Genomic DNA, 17,523 nt, shown 5'->3' on the forward strand with positions numbered 1-17,523 from the left:
TTGCAGCCGCACAGGAGGCTTTTGCTTGGCGAGTATTATTCCCATAGACGCTAGCGCGTCGGCGTTACAATCGCCCATCATACTACTGCGCAAAGTGCGTGATGTGATGACCGTGCCTGCTGCTTCTGCGCAAGAGAAGCTGGATGCGCTTACGCGTGTGATTGCTGAGGCAGTTCATTCCGAAGTCTGCTCGCTCTATCTCGCACGCCCAGGTGATGTGCTCGAACTTTTCGCAAGCCATGGATTGAAGCAGACCTCCGTTCACGTGACGCGTTTGCGCGTGGGTGAAGGGTTGGTGGGTGAAGTGGCCTCTACGGCGTTGGATTTGAATCTGGCGGAACCGCAAAACCACCCCAAATTTGCCTATCGCCCTGAAACGGGTGAGGAGATGTATCACAGCTTTGTTGGCGTGCCATTGCTCTACTCACATAAGGTGATTGGAGTGCTGGTTATTCAGGGCAAAGTGTCGCGCCTATTTAGTGACGAGCTGGTTGAAATTTTGCACACGGTGGCGATGGTCACAGCAGAGCTTGTTATTGGTAGTAAAATTGTTGATCCGTTTGAAATTGCAGGACAGCAGCATCCATCACTCCAGTCGCAGCAATTATCGGGCGTGACGCTCTCTGGTGGTGTTGCGAAAGCACCGATCGTGCTGCACCGCCCTAAGATTGAAATTACCAAGCTGGTCAGCGATGCACCAGAGGAAGAAGAAAAGCGTTTCAACCATGCGCTCTTGTCGTTGCAGCAATCGGTGGATGCGCTGATTAGTTCCGCCGGCATCGAGGAAGGTTCAGCGCAGCAAGAAATCCTCGAGAGCTATCGCATGTTCTCGCAAGATCGTGGGTGGATTGAGCGTATCAGCGAGGCGATTCATACGGGGCTTACGGCAGAGGCTGCCGTGCGTAAAGTGCAGGAAGAAATGCATGCGCGTCTTAGCCAAATTTCCTCGGCCTATATTCAAGAGCGTGTCCATGATCTTGAAGATTTGTCGGAGCGGTTACTTTATCACCTTGCGGGCATGGAACCAACGGCTGCGCATACCGATTTGCCACCAGAATTCATTTTGGTTGCTGAATCACTCGGGCCTGCGGAGTTGCTCGAATATGATGCGAAGCGACTGAAGGGTATCATTCTCTCTGAAGGTGCGGTGACGGCGCATGTTGCGATCATTGCGCGGATGATGGATGTGCCCATGGTGGGGCGTATTCATGGCGTGCTAAGCATGGTGCAACCCAATGATTTAGCGGTGGTGCACGGTGACCATGGGCTTGTCTATATTCGTCCCCCTGAGGATGTTGAGCAAGCGATTGATGTCGATATACGTGCGCGTGCCGCGCAAAGTGCAGCCTATGCTGCCAAGCGCGATTTGCCTGCCGTTACCAAAGACGGGCTTGCCGTTTCGTTGAATTTGAATGTCGGTCTTTTTGTGGACGCGTATCAGCTTGGCAGCCCTGATATCGATGGGGTTGGCTTATTCCGCACCGAGCTACCGTATCTCGCTAGTCGTGATTTACCAACCGTCGAAGACCAGCAAAAAATTTACCGCGATGCGTTTGATAAAGCCAAGGGTAAGCGCATTATTTTCCGTAGCTTTGATATTGGTGGTGATAAGCAAGTTCCCTACATACAGGTAGAAGACGAAGAAAACCCTGCCATGGGTTGGCGTGCGACGCGTATCGGTCTTGATCGTCCTGTCATTCTGCGCCAGCAATTTCGTGCACTGATTCGTGCGGCGGCAGGTGAAAAGCTGCATTTGATGTTCCCGTTTATCTCAACCTTCATGGAGTTTGACGCGACTAAAGCGCTGCTCATGAAGGAGATTGAACGCGCGAAGGACGAGGGGATTGCCCCACCTGCGGAGATTAAGTTGGGTAGCATGATTGAGGTCCCGTCCATTCTATTTCAACTGCCTGAGTTGATGTCGCGGGTGGATTTTGTTTCGATTGGATCAAGCGATTTACTGCAATTCTTGTTTGCATGCGACCGTGGCTCACCGCGCGTTGCTGGGCGTTATGACCCACTCATGATTGGGGTGGTGCGTTTGCTTAAATCCATTACCGAGGAAGCACGTAAGCATGATATAGAAGTCGGCTTCTGCGGTGATTTGGCGGCGCGACCAATAGACGCCATGCTGCTGATTGCCTGCGGCATTACCTCACTTTCCATGCCGCCCTCAGCCGTTGGCCCTATGAAGGAGATGATACGCTCGCTGGATGTAGCAAAGCTACGCGAGTTTATTGACTATATTATCACTGAACCATTGCATAGCCTGCGCCCTCAGCTTGAGCGGTTTGCTAGGGATCACGGGGTCGCAATTTAGGCGCCACGTAGCATATCCATTCTCATTGCACGCTAGATGGAGTTGCATTAGATAGATTCCATGAATCAAGCAACCCAACTTATACGCCTGCCAGAATCGATGGAGCTGGATGATATCGGCCCATATTTCCGCAGCTTGCGCGAGCATTACAGGCTGAGCGAGCAGGACGTTTCGGCGCGCCTGCATATTCGGGTGAAATATATTCAGGCGATTGAGACCAGCGATATGAGCCAGTTGCCTGGTAAGGTCTATGCGCGCGGCTATGTCTCGACCTATGCAGAGTTTCTGGGCATTGACCCTGATAATGCGGTGGAACGCTTTTTGGGAACTGAGACCAAAGAAAAAGTTGAGGAATATTTCATTCCAGAGCCTGCCCGTTTAGGTGTGCGGCTTAATCACAAACTGCGCTTTGCGGTACTGGTGTGCATTGTCGTGGCGTTGCTCTATGCGTTGCTGGGCATGTCAGGTGGCAGCGATGAGGAATCAAGTGTTGTGCCTGTACCTGAGTCGTTGGTTGAAAGCTCGCGAAGCATGGTAATGCCCGTTGGTCGCGCCTTGCGTTGTGCGCAGGGCTCAAGGCTTGTTGCGTGCATGCAGTCTGCTGTTCAAGCGGCTGATGGGCATCCTATGCAACATCCCGATATTTTCACTAAGCCTGTGAAATGGGGTGAAAGCCGCGTACAGGAAGTGAAAAAAGTAGAAGAAAAGAAAAGCGAAGCGCCCAAAAAGAAAATCAAAAAAGACGCGATAAAGAAAATATCGGACGAAGATTCCATCCTGCCATGGTTGCGCTAATGACAAGCCGCCGCCATTCCCTACAAACTATGATTGGTAATGTGACCATAGGTGGTAATGCGCCTGTGGTGGTGCAATCCATGACCAATACCGACACGGCGGATGTCGCGGCGACGGTTGCGCAGATACGCCAACTTGCCGAGACAGGTTCCGAGGTGGTGCGTATTACGGTGAATAATGAAGCGTCTGCGAAAGCGGTTCCCAGCATCTATGAAAAGTTATTGGCTGACGGACCTACCGCCCCACTGGTTGGGGACTTCCATTACAACGGCCACCGCTTGCTTGAGGCTTTTCCTGAGATGGCACAGGCCTTGGCGAAATATCGTATTAACCCTGGCAATGTCGGTTTCGGCGAGAAGCAAGACAAGCAGTTCGCCATGATGGTCGAGAAGGCCATTGAATATAAAAAACCGATTCGCATTGGCGTGAATTGGGGGTCGATGGATCAGGCATTAGCCACGCGGCTGATGGATGAAAATGCTGCATCCGCCAACCCGAAGAGTGCGGAAGAAGTCTATCAAGAAGCACTGATTCAATCCGCGCTTGGCAGCGCCAAACTCGCAGAGAGTGTGGGCATGGCGCCCAATAACATTATTCTCTCTGCCAAGGTGAGCCGCGTGCAGGATTTAGTATCGGTTTACCGTGGGCTTGCGGCGCGCTGCAATTACCCGCTGCATTTGGGACTTACCGAAGCGGGCATGGGCAGCAAGGGTATTGTGGCATCTACCGCTGCATTGTCGATTTTGCTGCAAGAAGGCATCGGCGATACGATTCGTATTTCGCTGACACCGGAGCCCAATGGCGACCGCACACAAGAAGTGCGTGTCGCGCAGGAGATATTGCAGACGATGGGTCTGCGCAATTTTGTGCCGCTTGTGACTGCGTGCCCTGGTTGTGGGCGTACGACCAGCACCTATTTTCAAGAATTGGCAGACGATATTCAGAAATATCTGCGCAACCGCATGCCGTATTGGGCGAAAGAATATGAAGGCGCCGAGACCATGAATGTGGCGGTGATGGGCTGTATTGTGAATGGGCCTGGTGAAAGCAAGCATGCTAATATCGGTATTTCGCTACCGGGTACGGGTGAATCGCCTGTTGCGCCCGTGTTCGAGGATGGTGTAAAAACCGTGACATTGCGCGGTGATGGCATCGCGGCAGAATTTAAAGAACGTGTAGAGGCGTATGTTGCACGCAGCTACCGAAAGAAGAGTGCATGAGCGAGAAACTACAACCTGTTCGCGGAACCCATGATTTATTGCCTGCGGATTTTGCGCGGCACCAGCATGTGATCGAGACGGCGCAAAAAGTGGCGGCGCTTTATGGCTATGCGCGGATGGATACACCGATTTTTGAGTTCTCGGATGTGTTTCACCGCACGCTTGGCGACACGTCGGACGTGGTGACAAAAGAGACCTATACATTTACCGACCGTGGTGGTGAAAGCCTCACCTTGCGTCCTGAGTTTACCGCAGCAATCGTGCGCAGTTTTATCTCCAACAATCTGCAGCAATTGCCTTCGCCCTTTAAGTGTTTTTATGCAGGGCCTGCCTTCCGTTACGAGCGCCCGCAAAAAGGTCGCCAGCGCCAATTCCACCAGATTGGTTGTGAGCTGCTCGGCAGCAATGAGCCCCTGAGCGACGTGGAAATGATTGCTTTGGCGGCACACACACTGCGTGTGCTGGGTTTGTTTGATTCCGTCACACTCGAATTAAATTCGCTCGGTGATGCAGCGTCACGAGCGGCGTATCGCGATGCATTGGTGGAATATCTGTCGAAGTACAAAAACGATTTGTCGGACGATAGCAAAGCGCGCCTTGAGAAAAATCCACTGCGTATTCTGGATTCTAAGGACGAGGGCGATAAGAAAATCGTAGCCGGTGCACCGACACTCCATGCGCATTTCAATGATGCCTCCAAAGCGCATTTTGATGCAGTCCGTGCAGGTCTGGAAGCACTGGGAATTGCCTATAAAGTCAGCGAGAAATTGGTGCGTGGCCTCGATTATTACAGCCACACAGTGTTTGAATTCACGACCGACAAGTTGGGTGCTCAAGGCACGGTGCTGGCGGGTGGTCGCTATAATGACCTCGTGAAAGTGATGGGTGGTAATGACACGGCGTGCATCGGTTTTGCAGCAGGCGTTGAACGCCTATCGGCATTGATTGAAAGCAGCTATAAAACGCCCCCAGTGCAACTGGTTGCGGTGGTGCCGATGCAGGAATCGACCGAAGCGGAAGCGTGGAAACTGGCGCAGGCGCTGCGTGGCGAAGGACTCGCGGTGGATATTGCTTATAAAGGAAATACCAAGAAGCGTTTTGAGCGCGCAAGCAAGCTTGGTGCTGCTTATGCGGTGCTGATGGGTGAAGAAGAGCTTGCCAAAGGCGAAGTAATGGTGAAAAACCTCGCCGACGGGTCGCAGACCCCAGTGAAACAAGACCAATTGGTCGCATGGCTTAAGAGTCGTTAGCATGAGCATGGATAAAAAACTCGACGGGTTGATTGCCCGCCATAAAGAATTGAGCGATTTGATTTCATCGCCCGATAAACTCAAGGGCGGGGAATTCGCGAAATATTCCAAGGAATATTCCGACCTGACGCCGATTGTGGAAACGGCGCTGTCGCTCAAAGCCGCGAATGCTGAGCTTGAGGACGTAAAGCAGCTGCTTAAAGACCCTGACATGAAAGAGATGGCCGAGGCCGATAAGCAGCAACTTGAAAAACTCATTCCCAAGCTTACGTCGGATCTGCAAATCGCGCTGCTGCCGAAAGACGAGGCCGATGCCAAGAACGCGATTTTGGAAGTACGTGCAGGTACGGGTGGTGATGAGGCGGCATTGTTCGCGGCCGAGCTTTTCCGTATGTATCAGCGCTTTGCAGAGATTAATGGTTGGAAATTCGAAGTATTATCGCTCAGCGAAAACGCATTGGGTGGCTATAAGGACGCGAGTGCATCGATTATCGGTAAGAACGTGTTCGAGAAGTTGAAATTCGAGTCTGGCGTACATCGCGTACAGCGCGTTCCAACCACTGAAACTCAAGGCCGTGTCCATACGTCTGCGGCTACCGTTGCGGTGCTGCCAGAGGCAGAGGAAGTTGATATTCAAATCAATGAAAACGACCTGCGTATCGACGTGTTCCGCTCGTCGGGTCCTGGTGGTCAGTCGGTGAACACGACCGACTCGGCGGTGCGTATCGTGCATATCCCAACGGGTGTGACGGTGCAGTGCCAGGACGAGAAATCGCAGCATAAGAACAAGGCGAAGGCGCTTAAAATTCTGCGTTCGCGTATCTATGAAGCTGAATACCAGAAGCGCGAGGCGGAGCGTTCCGCTAGCCGCAAGGGGCAAATCGGTTCGGGTGACCGTTCGGAGCGTATTCGCACCTACAACTTCCCGCAGGGCCGTGTGACGGATCACCGCATCAACAAGACCGAGTATAATATCGACTTGGTGATGGATGGCTCAGGGCTCAAAGAGTTCTGCGATGCGTTAGTTTCAGAAGATCAGGCTGAAAAACTCGCATCCCTCAAAGACTAATGGTGACGCTCTGCGAGCATCTTAACGCGATAGCCCATCGATTGGTGTCTGTTGGTGTCGATACAGCGACGCTTGATGCACGTGTACTGGTTGCCCATGCCCTAAAACTTCCGATTGAATCACTGGTAAGCGACGCGCATCGTGTGCTGAGTGCCGATGAAATCGAAGCGATTGAAATGCTGGTGAAACGTCGCGAGCAACGCGAACCCGTGTCGCATATTGTTGCCGCGCGCGGGTTTTGGAAACATGATTTCATCGTGACGAAGGATGTGCTGACCCCTCGACCCGATAGTGAAACCATGATCGAAGGTTTGTTAAAGTTACGTCCAGAAAAAAATGCACCGCTTACGATACTAGATTTAGGGACGGGTAGTGGTTGCTTGTTACTTTCGGCGCTTGATGAATATCCGAATGCCCAAGGTATAGGTGTCGATAAAAGTGAGGCAGCACTTGCAGTTGCACGCACTAATGCGGAACGCTTGAAACTCAGTTCCAGAGCGGTTTTCACTAAGAGTGATTGGTGCGAATCTCTTGATAAGAATCTGCGTGCAGATGTGGTGTTGATGAACCCACCGTACATTCCAACGCGTGATATTTTAGTGCTTGAAAAGGAAGTGCGCGAACACGAACCGCGTCTAGCGCTTGATGGTGGTCAAGATGGACTTGATGACTACCGAAAAATATTTTCACAATTATCGTTGTATCTTTCAAACCATCCGCTAATACTAATCGAAGTTGGTGTGAATCAAGCGAATGATGTCGCAGAAATTGGTCACACGAACGGGATGAAGCTCCATAGTATTCTCCCCGATATAGCGGGTATAGACCGCATCGTGGTACTAGAGCTTCCAGACAATACGTAACGACGCGAGGCATGGCATGATGCGTAAAAATAATAATGGCGGTGGTATGAAACATCGTGGCGGTGGGCGTCGTCATCACGGTGGTGGAAACCGTGGTAATGGTGGTGGCAATCGTGGTGGTAATGACCACAACAACATCGCCCGTCAGAAGCACCATGCAATGCAGATGCGCGAAAAATACTTCAACATGGCGCGTGATGCGCAGTCCAATGGCGACCGTGTCGATATTGAGTATTATCTTCAACATGTTGACCATTATGTGCGCGTGTTGGCGGACATTGCTGTTATTGAGGCCGAGCGTTATGCTGAGCGCCAACAACATGCGCCACAACCTAGCGAAGCAACGGAAAATGCTCCCCAAGCGGAAGCAGAAGCGCAAGCTAGCCCAGCATCGGCTGCCGATTCAGGCAGCGAAGAGATGGATTTGCGTAACCAGCCACGCATGACGCGTGCGCCGCGCCAGCCTCAGCACGCAGCACCGCAAGCTACGAATGAGATTCCGCTTCCTGGTTCGATTCTGACGGAAATACCTGTTTAGCTATTCTTCCAAACTCGCGCTGATTTTTCCTGACCAATGGTAGATTTCAAACTCCAATGGCAAGAAGCGCTTGTCGGCGCTGAAATAAATGTGAACTTTGGGATCACCCTCATCAAATTTTTTGAGTTCTTTAGGCGTGTAGCCATGAATGGGCTTTCGAAATGCAATGGTATTGACTACGGGAACAATCTTATCGTCGCGCATTTTGGTGCCGTTATTAATAGCCCTGAAGTTAAATTCAGCCAGTCTGCGCCCGTCATAGGTTCTCACGTAGCTGTCCTTGATGCGGCGATTGACGTTTTCATAGAGCGTTTTGCGCAAAACAAAGAACGCGGTAACGGGGTCATAGGCTTGGCGCGCTTCTTCAAGTGGCACTTCTGGGCGCCAATTGGGGTCATCTACGGGGTTCGTTTCGCGCGTTGATAGCAGCCCCTCTTCATCGAAGGTGAGGTGTGAAGTACGGTTTTTACCCTCGTCGGACTCTGATTTGGCCAGATATTGCTGGGGGATGATCTGCTCATTATAAAAACGTCCCTCGGCCCAGGTTACGGATTTTAGGGGGCTGAACATTTTGGCAAGCCCAGTCGTTTTGGTGTCGAGCACCATACGGTAGCTATAGTTGCTTTGGTTCGTTTCGATGATGACACGACCAATCTTAATGTTGTTCCACGCAATACGATAACGCATTTCCTTCGGAAACGGCGCAAGAGGTGGCGCGGCAAAAGCAGTAGAACTGGTACAAATGAAAAAGAGGGCAGTTAGCAGATGATGGATTCGCATCAATAACCCTTGATAGTGCTGGGAACACATCCCATATTCCCTTTATATTACTGTAAAATAGGGGAAGATGCAATGGACCTCGAGAAGATGACAGATAAGACCAGAACCGTGCTCCAGACAGCTCAGGCGCTGGCTTTGCGCTCCAATCACCAGCGCTTCACGGTCGAGCATATTCTTGCTGCACTTGCTCAGGAAACGACGGCTAGGAAACTGCTAGAGTTAGCAGGCGGTAATAGTGAGGCGATTTCGAAGCGCGCCCAAGCAGAGCTCAAAAAAATGCCCAAGGTAGAGGGCTCTGGCGCGGGGCAGCTTTATATGGCTCCCGAGACGGCCAAACTATTGGATGCTGCGCATCAATTAGCCAGCAAGTCTGGCGACCAGTTTTTGACGGTTGAACGGCTGCTGCAGGCACTCGCCCTGGCAAGCGATACGACGGCTGGCAACATCCTCAAGGAAGAGGGGGTGACAAGCGCAAAATTGAACGATGCCGTGAATGACATGCGTAAGGGAAGAACCGCAGATTCACCGCAGGCGGAGGACCAATTTGAGGCGCTCAAAAAATACACGAAAGACCTCACCGAATTAGCACAAAATGGTAAACTTGACCCCGTCATCGGGCGTGATGAAGAAATTCGTCGCACGATTCAGGTTTTGTCGCGCAGAACCAAAAATAACCCCGTTTTAATTGGTGAGCCGGGTGTTGGTAAAACTGCGATTGTTGAAGGGCTTGCACTACGTATAATGAGTGGCGATGTGCCCGAGGCCTTGAAAGGTAAGCGCCTCTTATCGCTCGATTTAGGGGCTTTGGTGGCTGGCGCCAAATTTCGTGGCGAGTTTGAGGAGCGCCTGAAGGCCGTTTTGAATGAAATGGAAGCCTTGGCGGGTGAGATCGTTCTTTTCATCGATGAATTGCATACATTGGTGGGTGCAGGAGCAGCAGAAGGGTCGATGGATGCCTCGAACCTCCTCAAGCCAGCTTTGGCACGCGGCGAACTTCATTGCGTTGGCGCAACGACCCTTGCTGAGTATAGAAAATACATTGAAAAGGACGCGGCATTGGCCCGCCGTTTCCAATCCGTATTTGTCAGCGAACCTACGGTTGAGGATACCATCTCCATTTTACGTGGTTTGAAGGAGAAATATGAGCTTCATCATGGTATCACGATTAGCGATTCGGCACTGGTCGCAGCCGCGACGTTATCGAATCGTTATATAACCGATAGGTTCTTGCCAGATAAGGCAATTGACCTTATGGACGAGGCAGCCTCCAGACTGCGTATGCAGGTCGATAGTAAGCCCGAATCCCTCGATGAGGTCGATCGAAAATTGATGCAACTGCGCATTGAGCGTGAAGCACTCAAGAAAGAGAGCGATAAGGCCTCACAAGAGCGGCTTAAAAAGCTGCAGGATGAAATTGCGGAGCTGGAGCGCCAATCGGCAGAATTAACGGCGACATGGCAATCCGATAAGGCTCGCTTGCAGGATGCGCGTGGCGTGAAGGAAAAACTCGAAGCCGCCAAGCTTGAGCTTGAGCGGGTGCAGCGCGAGGGTAATCTGGCGCGGGCGGGCGAACTGCAATACGGCATTATTCCGCAGCTAGAGAAGCAGCTTGTGGCGGAAGCGGCAGAGGCGGGCAATAGCGCGAAAGAGACCGTTAATGAGCAAGACATTGCGGCTATCGTAAGTCGCTGGACGGGTGTGCCTGTTGAAAAAATGCTCGAAGGTGAGCGTGAGAAGCTGCTTTCCATGGAGCAGGTCATTGGGGCGCGTGTAATCGGGCAGACGGACGCTGTGCAGGCTGTATCGCTGGCGGTGCGTCGTGCACGTGCAGGCCTTAAGGACCCTAACCGCCCCATTGGCTCGTTCCTATTCTTGGGGCCAACTGGCGTGGGCAAAACCGAGCTTACCAAAGCACTCGCGGCCTTCATGTTTGACGACGAGAATGCGATGATTCGCGTTGATATGAGCGAGTATATGGAGAAGCATTCCGTGTCGCGCCTGATTGGTGCGCCCCCAGGCTATGTAGGCTATGACCAAGGTGGTGCACTTACCGAGGCGGTGCGACGCAGACCCTATCAGGTCGTGCTTTTTGACGAGATCGAGAAAGCTCATTCCGATGTGTTTAACGTGCTGCTTCAGGTGCTGGACGAAGGGCGACTGACGGACGGGCAGGGCAGAACGGTCGATTTCCGCAACGTGATTGTCGTGCTGACAAGCAACCTTGGTGCGCATCACATTGCCGATTTGCCTGACGGCAAAGATGTCGACACGGTGCGCGATAAGGTGATGGATGTGGTGCGGGCTTCTTTCCGCCCAGAATTCCTTAACCGCTTGGATGAAATTATACTATTCCACCGTTTGGCGCGCAGCCATATGAATGCGATTGTTGATATTCAAATGAAACGCATTGAGGCATTGCTAAACGATAAGCATATCACGCTCAAACTTGATAAAGCGGCGCGAGAATTTTTGGGTAATCAGGGCTATGACCCCGTTTATGGCGCGCGGCCACTCAAGCGCGTGATTCAAAAGCAGGTGCAAGACAGGCTTGCCACCATGCTGCTCGAAGGCAGCGTGCATGACGGCGACCACGTAACCATCAAAGGCACGGATTTAGGCATTCATATCGGGGTTGAGAAGGCGGCTTAGCGGCTTGCCACTTGCTGTGTCGTTGAGTTGCGTAGTGCGGCCATTTCGCCTGTAATCGCGCCCATACGGGTTTTGAATCTCTGAAGCTCTGCGCCTGCGAGTGCCTGTGACGTATCAAACTTCATTGCGGCTGGGTTCACTTGGCGACCATTCTGGTGCACTTCAAAGTGCAGATGTGGGCCAGTAGAGCGGCCAGTAGTGCCAACATAAGCAATAACCTGACCCTGCTTCACACGGCTGCCAACGCGGATATTACCAAAGCGACTTGCGTGGGCATAGGCCGTGGAATAGGTGCCATTATGGCGGATTTGTACGTAATTACCGTAGCCGCCCTTCCAGCCGCGATAGGTAACGATACCATCACCTGCTGCGAGAATGGGTGTGCCTGTGCGTGCGCCGAAATCAACGCCTTGGTGCATTTTATTGAAGCCCAAAATAGGGTGGCGACGCATGCCATAGCCCGAGGTGATGCGTGCGGCGTGAACAGGGGTTTTTAGCAAGGATTTAACGACGTTTTCGCCTTTAGCGTTGAACCAGCTATCGCGGCCATTACTGTCAGTGAAGCGGAAAATCTCCAGCTTACGTTTGCCCAAGGTAAGCGATGCGTAGCGCGGATTTGCATGGCCCGCGACTTTGCCTTCCTTGGTGGTGCGTTTGTCCATCAACACTTCGAGTACGTTGCCAGGGTGGATTTCGCGCTGGAAGTCGACGTCATAGCTGAATGCCTTAACAATCTCACCCATCACATAGCTTGGGATGCCCGCGTCGCCTGCTGCCTGATAAAGGCTGGAGCGCACGGTGCCTTTGGCGAGCATGGCGTGGTCGGTCAGCTCGGCTTTGATGGCTTCTACAGTGAAGCTACCGTCTTTGAGTTTTGCTAGCTCGACGGTGGAAAGGTTTGGCAAGTTAATCGCCAGCTCTTTTACGGCCGCCTTATCACCAACGCTTTCGTGGCGGGCTAGTTTGAGCGATATTTTCTGGCCAACGCGTAGGGCGCGTGGGTTAAATTCTTGGCGCAGGGCCGCAATCACTTCATGCGCTTCCTGCTCTTCCACTTTTTGGGAAATCAGCATGTCGAGCAGTGTATCACCTGGCTCAACCTCCAGCTTGATGGTCTGAAACTTGTTAAATCGTGGGGTGATGGTCTCCATCAGCGAAGCATGGGCTTCTAGTAAGCTTGGGCTATCAAAGAGAGGTTTAGCAACATTGATGGATTCTGGCGCCTCAGAATTATCGGTAAGCCTTTGATATTCTGGAATAATGACGGTGCTTACCAGAAAGTTCATGAACAAGGATGCGCCAACGCCAAAGAGCGAGCCAATAATAAACCAATTCGTGCGTACGCGGCTCATACGTTTAATGGAAATGGCCCGTACGCTCGAGGGTACGGTGACTGCGGATGCAATGGCAGTAAAGGATTGACGTGTAATCGCGCGCATTCATAACTCCTTGGCCGTGGATGCCAGTGACTTGCCGAATGCGTTTTTGTTTTTGATTTTTGTGGATTGTTTCCATCGAATTTACGCTTTCTTAACTTAATGGCAAGTGGAAAAGCGATATTCGAGGCTGCATGCGGCGTTTTTATACGGGGGATTTTAGCTAAAACCCACTCATCTTCACAAAAACTTCATGTGTTGGGATAGGCCTATCATGCTATGATTTAAGCGAAAAGGACGTGTGTAATGAGTGATCCCATCGCAGATGCAGGACAGGGTGCCGACCAAGCGGCTAAACGAGCTGTGGGGCGCTTTACTAGCAATTTCCAAAGGCTAGCAGATCAGCTACGCGAGGCTAAAATTAAACGCCTTGATGTGGAACATACATTAAAAGCCTTGGGGTATGATATCACGTCGCAGGATTATCTGGACATACTTGAAGCAAGTAAAACGCATGCATTTGTGAAGACTACGGATGCCCATGCCGCAGCGTTCTTATCGTATGATGCTAAAGTTCCTGGTTTGATTCAGGATGTACATAATGCGCAGAGGCGCATTTTTGAACTTGGCGAAAGCATGCGCCTTCAAAGAGGCAATAGAAATATTTCCTCGCGAGCGCAGATTGACGAGGTGGCGAATAGAATCATCGGCGAAGTGGATGCTGCCGTGGAAGCGCATCGACAAAGCTTGAACCCTTCGTCCAAAGCTCTGGTGGTTACCAAGACAGTGTCAAACAGCGCGGATGATGGGGTGAAACCCATTACGCAAGCTGGTGAGCAGCTAGCTGAAGAAGGCAAAGGCATCGCGAAGTGGGTGAGCAAGCATAAGCTTCCTCTGGCCGCAGGCGCTGTTGCTTTAGCGGCAGGCGGATGGGCTCTCAGTGAGATGGGTAAAAAGGCCGAAGCTGAAAGCAAGCCTAAGCAGCTCTAGTTTTGCACTGTCTCCACAATCTTCATGGTATTGTCATTCATTCTACACCTATGTTTTGATATAATCGGCTTGATTAACGAAGGTGCTATTGATGAGTGGTTATCAGCCCATTCCACCAAGCTATGCTTTGGTCCCATACAATCCTAATGCAGCTGCTTTGACAGTTCCTGATGGGGCGAGCAGAGCGGTGAGCGTTCAGTCGGCCAACGTTGCGGCAGTGGTGCCTAACGCACCTCGTATTATTGACCCAGAGTTTTCGGTGGTGAATGGTCCTAAAAATCAAGGATGGATGAGTAGGACGCTTGGCAGCCACCCACGTCTTAAAGCTGCTGGTATTGCGGCGGGTGTGGTCACGGCTGGGTGGATGGCTTACGAGGCGGGTAGGCAAAGTGGTCGCTCTGAGCATCGCGAGCGCGACTAGTCATTTTTGGGATTTCTATATATAGTATGTCGTGTCAATGAAGGCCACAAGAGCCCAGTTTTGCTTTGAGTTTTGCAACCACTGCACCCTGTTAAAAATAGCTACATAATAGTGCTTGACGCTGGCGTGTTACCTCACTATAAGACGGCCTCCCAACGGGAAGAGCACCAAGAAAATCACTCGGCAAACCCAGTATTTCTGCCCTTCTTAGCGGGATTTGATACCGTGAAAAACTTAGCGTCCTATCGGTGTAGTGACCGAATAGCGCGGAGAAGGAGATACCCAATGCCAACAATCAATCAGTTGGTTCGTAAGCCACGTACGCCGCTTAAGACCCGTAACAAGGTCCCAGCGATGGAAGCATGCCCGCAGAAGCGCGGCGTTTGCACCCGTGTTTACACCACCACCCCTAAAAAACCAAACTCAGCACTTCGTAAAGTGGCGAAAATTCGCCTGACGAACGGCTTTGAAGTGATTGGTTACATTCCGGGTGAGGGCCATAACTTGCAAGAGCACAGCGTTGTGATGATTCGCGGCGGCCGTGTAAAAGACTTGCCAGGTGTTCGTTACCACATCATCCGCGGTACCCTTGATACCCAAGGTATTGCAACTCGCCGTAAGCGTCGTTCGCATTACGGTTCGAAACGTCCGAAATAGGGAGTTACTATGTCACGTCGTCACGCCGCAAAAGAACGCGTTGTATTTCCGGATGCTAAATTCGGTTCGCTCGTTATCAGCAAATTCATGAGCTCGCTCATGTATGATGGCAAGCGTTCTGCTGCTGAAGAAATCGTTTATGGTGCGCTTGATATCGTTGCTGCAAAGTCGGGCAAGGATCCGCTCGAAGTATTCAATGCGGCAATGGACCAAGTGAAGCCATCGGTTGAAGTTCGCTCACGCCGCGTGGGTGGTGCAACCTACCAAGTTCCAACCGAAGTTCGTGCAAAGCGCCAAACCGCGCTGGCGATTCGTTGGTTGATTACGTCAGTCCGCGCGCGTGGTGAGAAAACCACTGCTCAGCGTCTCGCTGGTGAAATCATGGATGCTGCTGCAGGCCGTGGCAACGCGATTAAGAAGCGCGAAGACACGCACCGCATGGCGGAAGCTAACAAAGCATTCTCACACTATCGCTGGTAACATTTAAGGAAATTAGAGAACACTATGCCTCGTCAGTTTACATTAGATAAATATCGCAACATCGGCATCTGCGCGCACATCGACGCGGGTAAGACGACGACGACGGAGCGTATTCTTTATTATACCGGCAAAAGCCACAAGATCGGTGAAGTGCACGAAGGTGCTGCAACGATGGACTGGATGGAGCAAGAGCAAGAGCGTGGTATTACCATTACCTCGGCTGCTACGACCTGTATCTGGAACGATCACCGCATCAACATCATTGATACGCCTGGCCACGTAGACTTCACCATTGAAGTAGAGCGCTCGATGCGCGTACTTGACGGTGCGGTTGTAGTATTTGACTCGGTTGCTGGTGTGGAGCCACAATCTGAGACCGTATGGCGCCAAGCAGATAAATACGGCGTTCCACGTATTTGCTTCGTAAACAAAATGGACCGCGTTGGTGCTGACTTCTACCGTTGCGTAGACATGATCGTTGACCGCGTTGGTGCTCGCCCGCTTGTTATTCAGCTTCCTATCGGTGGTGAAGAATTCTTCCAAGGCGTTATCGACCTCGTGAAAATGAAGGCGATTGTATGGGGCGGTGAAGAGCTCGGCGCGAAGTTCAGCGAAGAAGAAATTCCCGCTGAATACGCTGCGAAGGCAAAAGAATATCGTGAAAAACTGATCGAGACTGCTGTTGAGCAGGACGACAAATTGTTGGAAGCTTACCTGAACGGTCAAGAGCCTTCGATCGAAGATCTGAAGCGTTGCATCCGTAAAGGTACCGTGAAGTTTGACTTCGTGCCAATCCTCTGTGGTTCGGCGTTCAAGAACAAAGGCGTTCAGCCAATGCTTGATGCGGTGATCGACTTCCTGCCATGCCCATTGGATCGCGGTACGATTCCAGCGACCGACATGTATGACAAAGAAAAAGAAATCATTCGTAAGCCGGATGATAAAGAACCTCTCGCAATGCTTGCGTTCAAAATCATGGACGATCCATTCGTTGGCTCGATCACTTTCTGCCGTATCTACTCGGGCAGCGTGACGTCGGGTACTGGCGTATTGAACTCGACTAAAGATCGTAAAGAGCGCGTGGGCCGTATGTTGCTCATGCACGCAAACAACCGTGAAGACATCAAAGAAGCATTCGCGGGTGATATCGTTGCGCTTGCAGGCCTCAAGGAAACCCGCACCGGTGATACGTTGTGCGATCCTGATAAGCCAGCCGTTCTCGAGCGTATGGAATTCCCTGATCCAGTAATCGAATTGGCGATTGAGCCAAAGTCGAAAGCGGACCAAGAGAAGCTCGGTATTGCTCTGTCGAAACTCGCTGCGGAAGATCCTTCATTCCGTGTTTCGACCGACCATGAATCAGGTCAGACCATTCTTAAAGGTATGGGTGAATTGCACCTCGACATTAAAGTGGACATTCTGCGTCGTACCTACAAAGTAGATGCAAACGTTGGTGCGCCACAAGTTGCTTACCGCGAGACCATCAGCAAGAAATATGTGGAAGACTACACCCACAAAAAGCAATCAGGTGGTTCAGGTCAGTTCGCGCGTGTGATCATCGAGTTCGAACCAAATGAAGTGGGTAAAGGCTTCGAGTTCGAATCAAAAATCGTTGGTGGTTCGGTACCTAAAGAATACATCCCAGGTGTTGAAAAAGGTCTGGAAGCAATGCTGAACTCGGGTGTTCTCGCTGGCTTCCCTGTGATCGATTTCAAAGCAACGCTGGTAGATGGTGCTTACCACGATGTCGACTCGTCGGCACTGGCATTCGAAATCGCTGCGAAAGCTGCCTTCCGTGAAGGTATGGCAAAAGCAGGTCCGAAATTGCTTGAGCCTATCATGAAAGTCGAAGTGATCACCCCAGAAGACTACATGGGCGACGTGATCGGCGATTTAAGCTCACGCCGTGGTACGGTTCAGGGTATGGACCAGCGCGGTAACGCACGCGTAGTAAACGCACAGGTTCCATTGGCGCAGATGTTCGGTTACGTGAACACCTTGCGTTCGATGACCCAGGGTCGCGCGAACTACAGCATGGTATTCAGCCACTACTCGGAAGTACCGAGCAACGTGGCCGAAGAAATTAAAAAGAAATCGGCAGCATAAGGAAATAGG

At 51.5% G+C, this 17,523-nt stretch carries 15 protein-coding genes; 13 read left to right on the plus strand and 2 right to left on the minus strand.

The window, feature by feature from the left end; all coding sequences use genetic code 11:
- The first annotated feature begins 25 nt into the window (after positions 1 to 25).
- Genes ptsP through J0M34_08860 form a run of 7 tightly spaced genes read left to right on the plus strand, consistent with a single transcriptional unit; the run spans position 26 to position 8,055 of the window.
- Complete coding sequence (gene ptsP, locus J0M34_08830; protein MBN8544352.1) at positions 26 to 2,320, plus strand: phosphoenolpyruvate--protein phosphotransferase; 2,295 nt, start codon at positions 26 to 28, stop codon at positions 2,318 to 2,320.
- A 60-nt stretch (positions 2,321 to 2,380) separates the two neighbouring features.
- Positions 2,381 to 3,115, plus strand: a complete 735-nt coding sequence (locus J0M34_08835) for a helix-turn-helix domain-containing protein (GenBank protein ID MBN8544353.1) — start codon at positions 2,381 to 2,383, stop codon at positions 3,113 to 3,115.
- Positions 3,115 to 4,335 carry a flavodoxin-dependent (E)-4-hydroxy-3-methylbut-2-enyl-diphosphate synthase gene (ispG, locus tag J0M34_08840; GenBank protein ID MBN8544354.1) on the plus strand — a complete coding sequence of 407 codons (1,221 nt, stop codon included), beginning with the start codon at positions 3,115 to 3,117 and terminating at the stop codon, positions 4,333 to 4,335. The genes J0M34_08835 and ispG overlap by 1 nt, the downstream gene beginning before the upstream one ends.
- Positions 4,332 to 5,585: a histidine--tRNA ligase gene (locus J0M34_08845; protein MBN8544355.1), complete on the plus strand. Its 1,254-nt coding sequence runs from the start codon at positions 4,332 to 4,334 to the stop codon at positions 5,583 to 5,585. The genes ispG and J0M34_08845 overlap by 4 nt, the downstream gene beginning before the upstream one ends.
- A gap of 1 nt (position 5,586) precedes the next feature.
- Positions 5,587 to 6,654 carry a peptide chain release factor 1 gene (gene prfA, locus J0M34_08850; protein MBN8544356.1) on the plus strand — a complete coding sequence of 356 codons (1,068 nt, stop codon included), beginning with the start codon at positions 5,587 to 5,589 and terminating at the stop codon, positions 6,652 to 6,654.
- A complete protein-coding gene (gene prmC, locus J0M34_08855) occupies positions 6,654 to 7,517 on the plus strand; it encodes a peptide chain release factor N(5)-glutamine methyltransferase (GenBank protein ID MBN8544357.1) in 864 nt (287 codons plus the stop codon). The genes prfA and prmC overlap by 1 nt, the downstream gene beginning before the upstream one ends.
- A gap of 46 nt (positions 7,518 to 7,563) precedes the next feature.
- Positions 7,564 to 8,055 (plus strand): DUF4167 domain-containing protein, encoded by a 492-nt coding sequence (locus J0M34_08860; GenBank protein MBN8544358.1) that lies wholly within the window; start codon positions 7,564 to 7,566, stop codon positions 8,053 to 8,055.
- Here J0M34_08860 and J0M34_08865 read toward each other — a convergent pair whose 3' ends face one another.
- Positions 8,056 to 8,835, minus strand: a complete 780-nt coding sequence (locus tag J0M34_08865; protein ID MBN8544359.1) for a DUF3108 domain-containing protein — start codon at positions 8,833 to 8,835, stop codon at positions 8,056 to 8,058. It lies immediately after the preceding gene.
- A 72-nt stretch (positions 8,836 to 8,907) separates the two neighbouring features.
- Here J0M34_08865 and clpB point away from each other — a divergent pair, with 72 nt between their 5' ends.
- Positions 8,908 to 11,484 (plus strand): ATP-dependent chaperone ClpB, encoded by a 2,577-nt coding sequence (clpB, locus tag J0M34_08870; GenBank protein ID MBN8544360.1) that lies wholly within the window; start codon positions 8,908 to 8,910, stop codon positions 11,482 to 11,484.
- Here clpB and J0M34_08875 read toward each other — a convergent pair.
- Positions 11,481 to 12,923, minus strand: a complete 1,443-nt coding sequence (locus J0M34_08875) for a M23 family metallopeptidase (protein MBN8544361.1) — start codon at positions 12,921 to 12,923, stop codon at positions 11,481 to 11,483. The two genes, clpB and J0M34_08875, sit on opposite strands and share 4 nt — an antisense overlap.
- Before the next feature lie 243 nt (positions 12,924 to 13,166).
- Between J0M34_08875 and J0M34_08880 the strand changes: the two genes are divergently transcribed.
- The 5 genes from J0M34_08880 (at position 13,167) to fusA (ending at position 17,514) form a co-directional block, all read left to right on the plus strand.
- A complete protein-coding gene (locus J0M34_08880) occupies positions 13,167 to 13,850 on the plus strand; it encodes a hypothetical protein (GenBank protein MBN8544362.1) in 684 nt (227 codons plus the stop codon).
- A 91-nt stretch (positions 13,851 to 13,941) separates the two neighbouring features.
- Entirely contained in the window at positions 13,942 to 14,271 is a 330-nt protein-coding gene (locus tag J0M34_08885; GenBank protein ID MBN8544363.1) for a hypothetical protein, read from the plus strand.
- A gap of 285 nt (positions 14,272 to 14,556) precedes the next feature.
- On the plus strand, positions 14,557 to 14,928 hold the full coding sequence (gene rpsL / locus J0M34_08890; GenBank protein ID MBN8544364.1) for a 30S ribosomal protein S12: 372 nt from the start codon (positions 14,557 to 14,559) through the stop codon (positions 14,926 to 14,928).
- Positions 14,929 to 14,937: 9 nt separating this feature from the next.
- Positions 14,938 to 15,408 (plus strand): 30S ribosomal protein S7, encoded by a 471-nt coding sequence (gene rpsG / locus J0M34_08895; protein MBN8544365.1) that lies wholly within the window; start codon positions 14,938 to 14,940, stop codon positions 15,406 to 15,408.
- Between the two features lie 24 nt (positions 15,409 to 15,432).
- Positions 15,433 to 17,514 carry an elongation factor G gene (gene fusA, locus J0M34_08900; protein ID MBN8544366.1) on the plus strand — a complete coding sequence of 694 codons (2,082 nt, stop codon included), beginning with the start codon at positions 15,433 to 15,435 and terminating at the stop codon, positions 17,512 to 17,514.
- The last annotated feature ends 9 nt before the right edge of the window (positions 17,515 to 17,523 follow it).

The sequence above is a fragment of the Alphaproteobacteria bacterium genome (assembly GCA_017302575.1).
In the GTDB taxonomy this organism is placed as follows: domain Bacteria; phylum Pseudomonadota; class Alphaproteobacteria; order Rickettsiales; family UBA3002; genus JAFLDD01.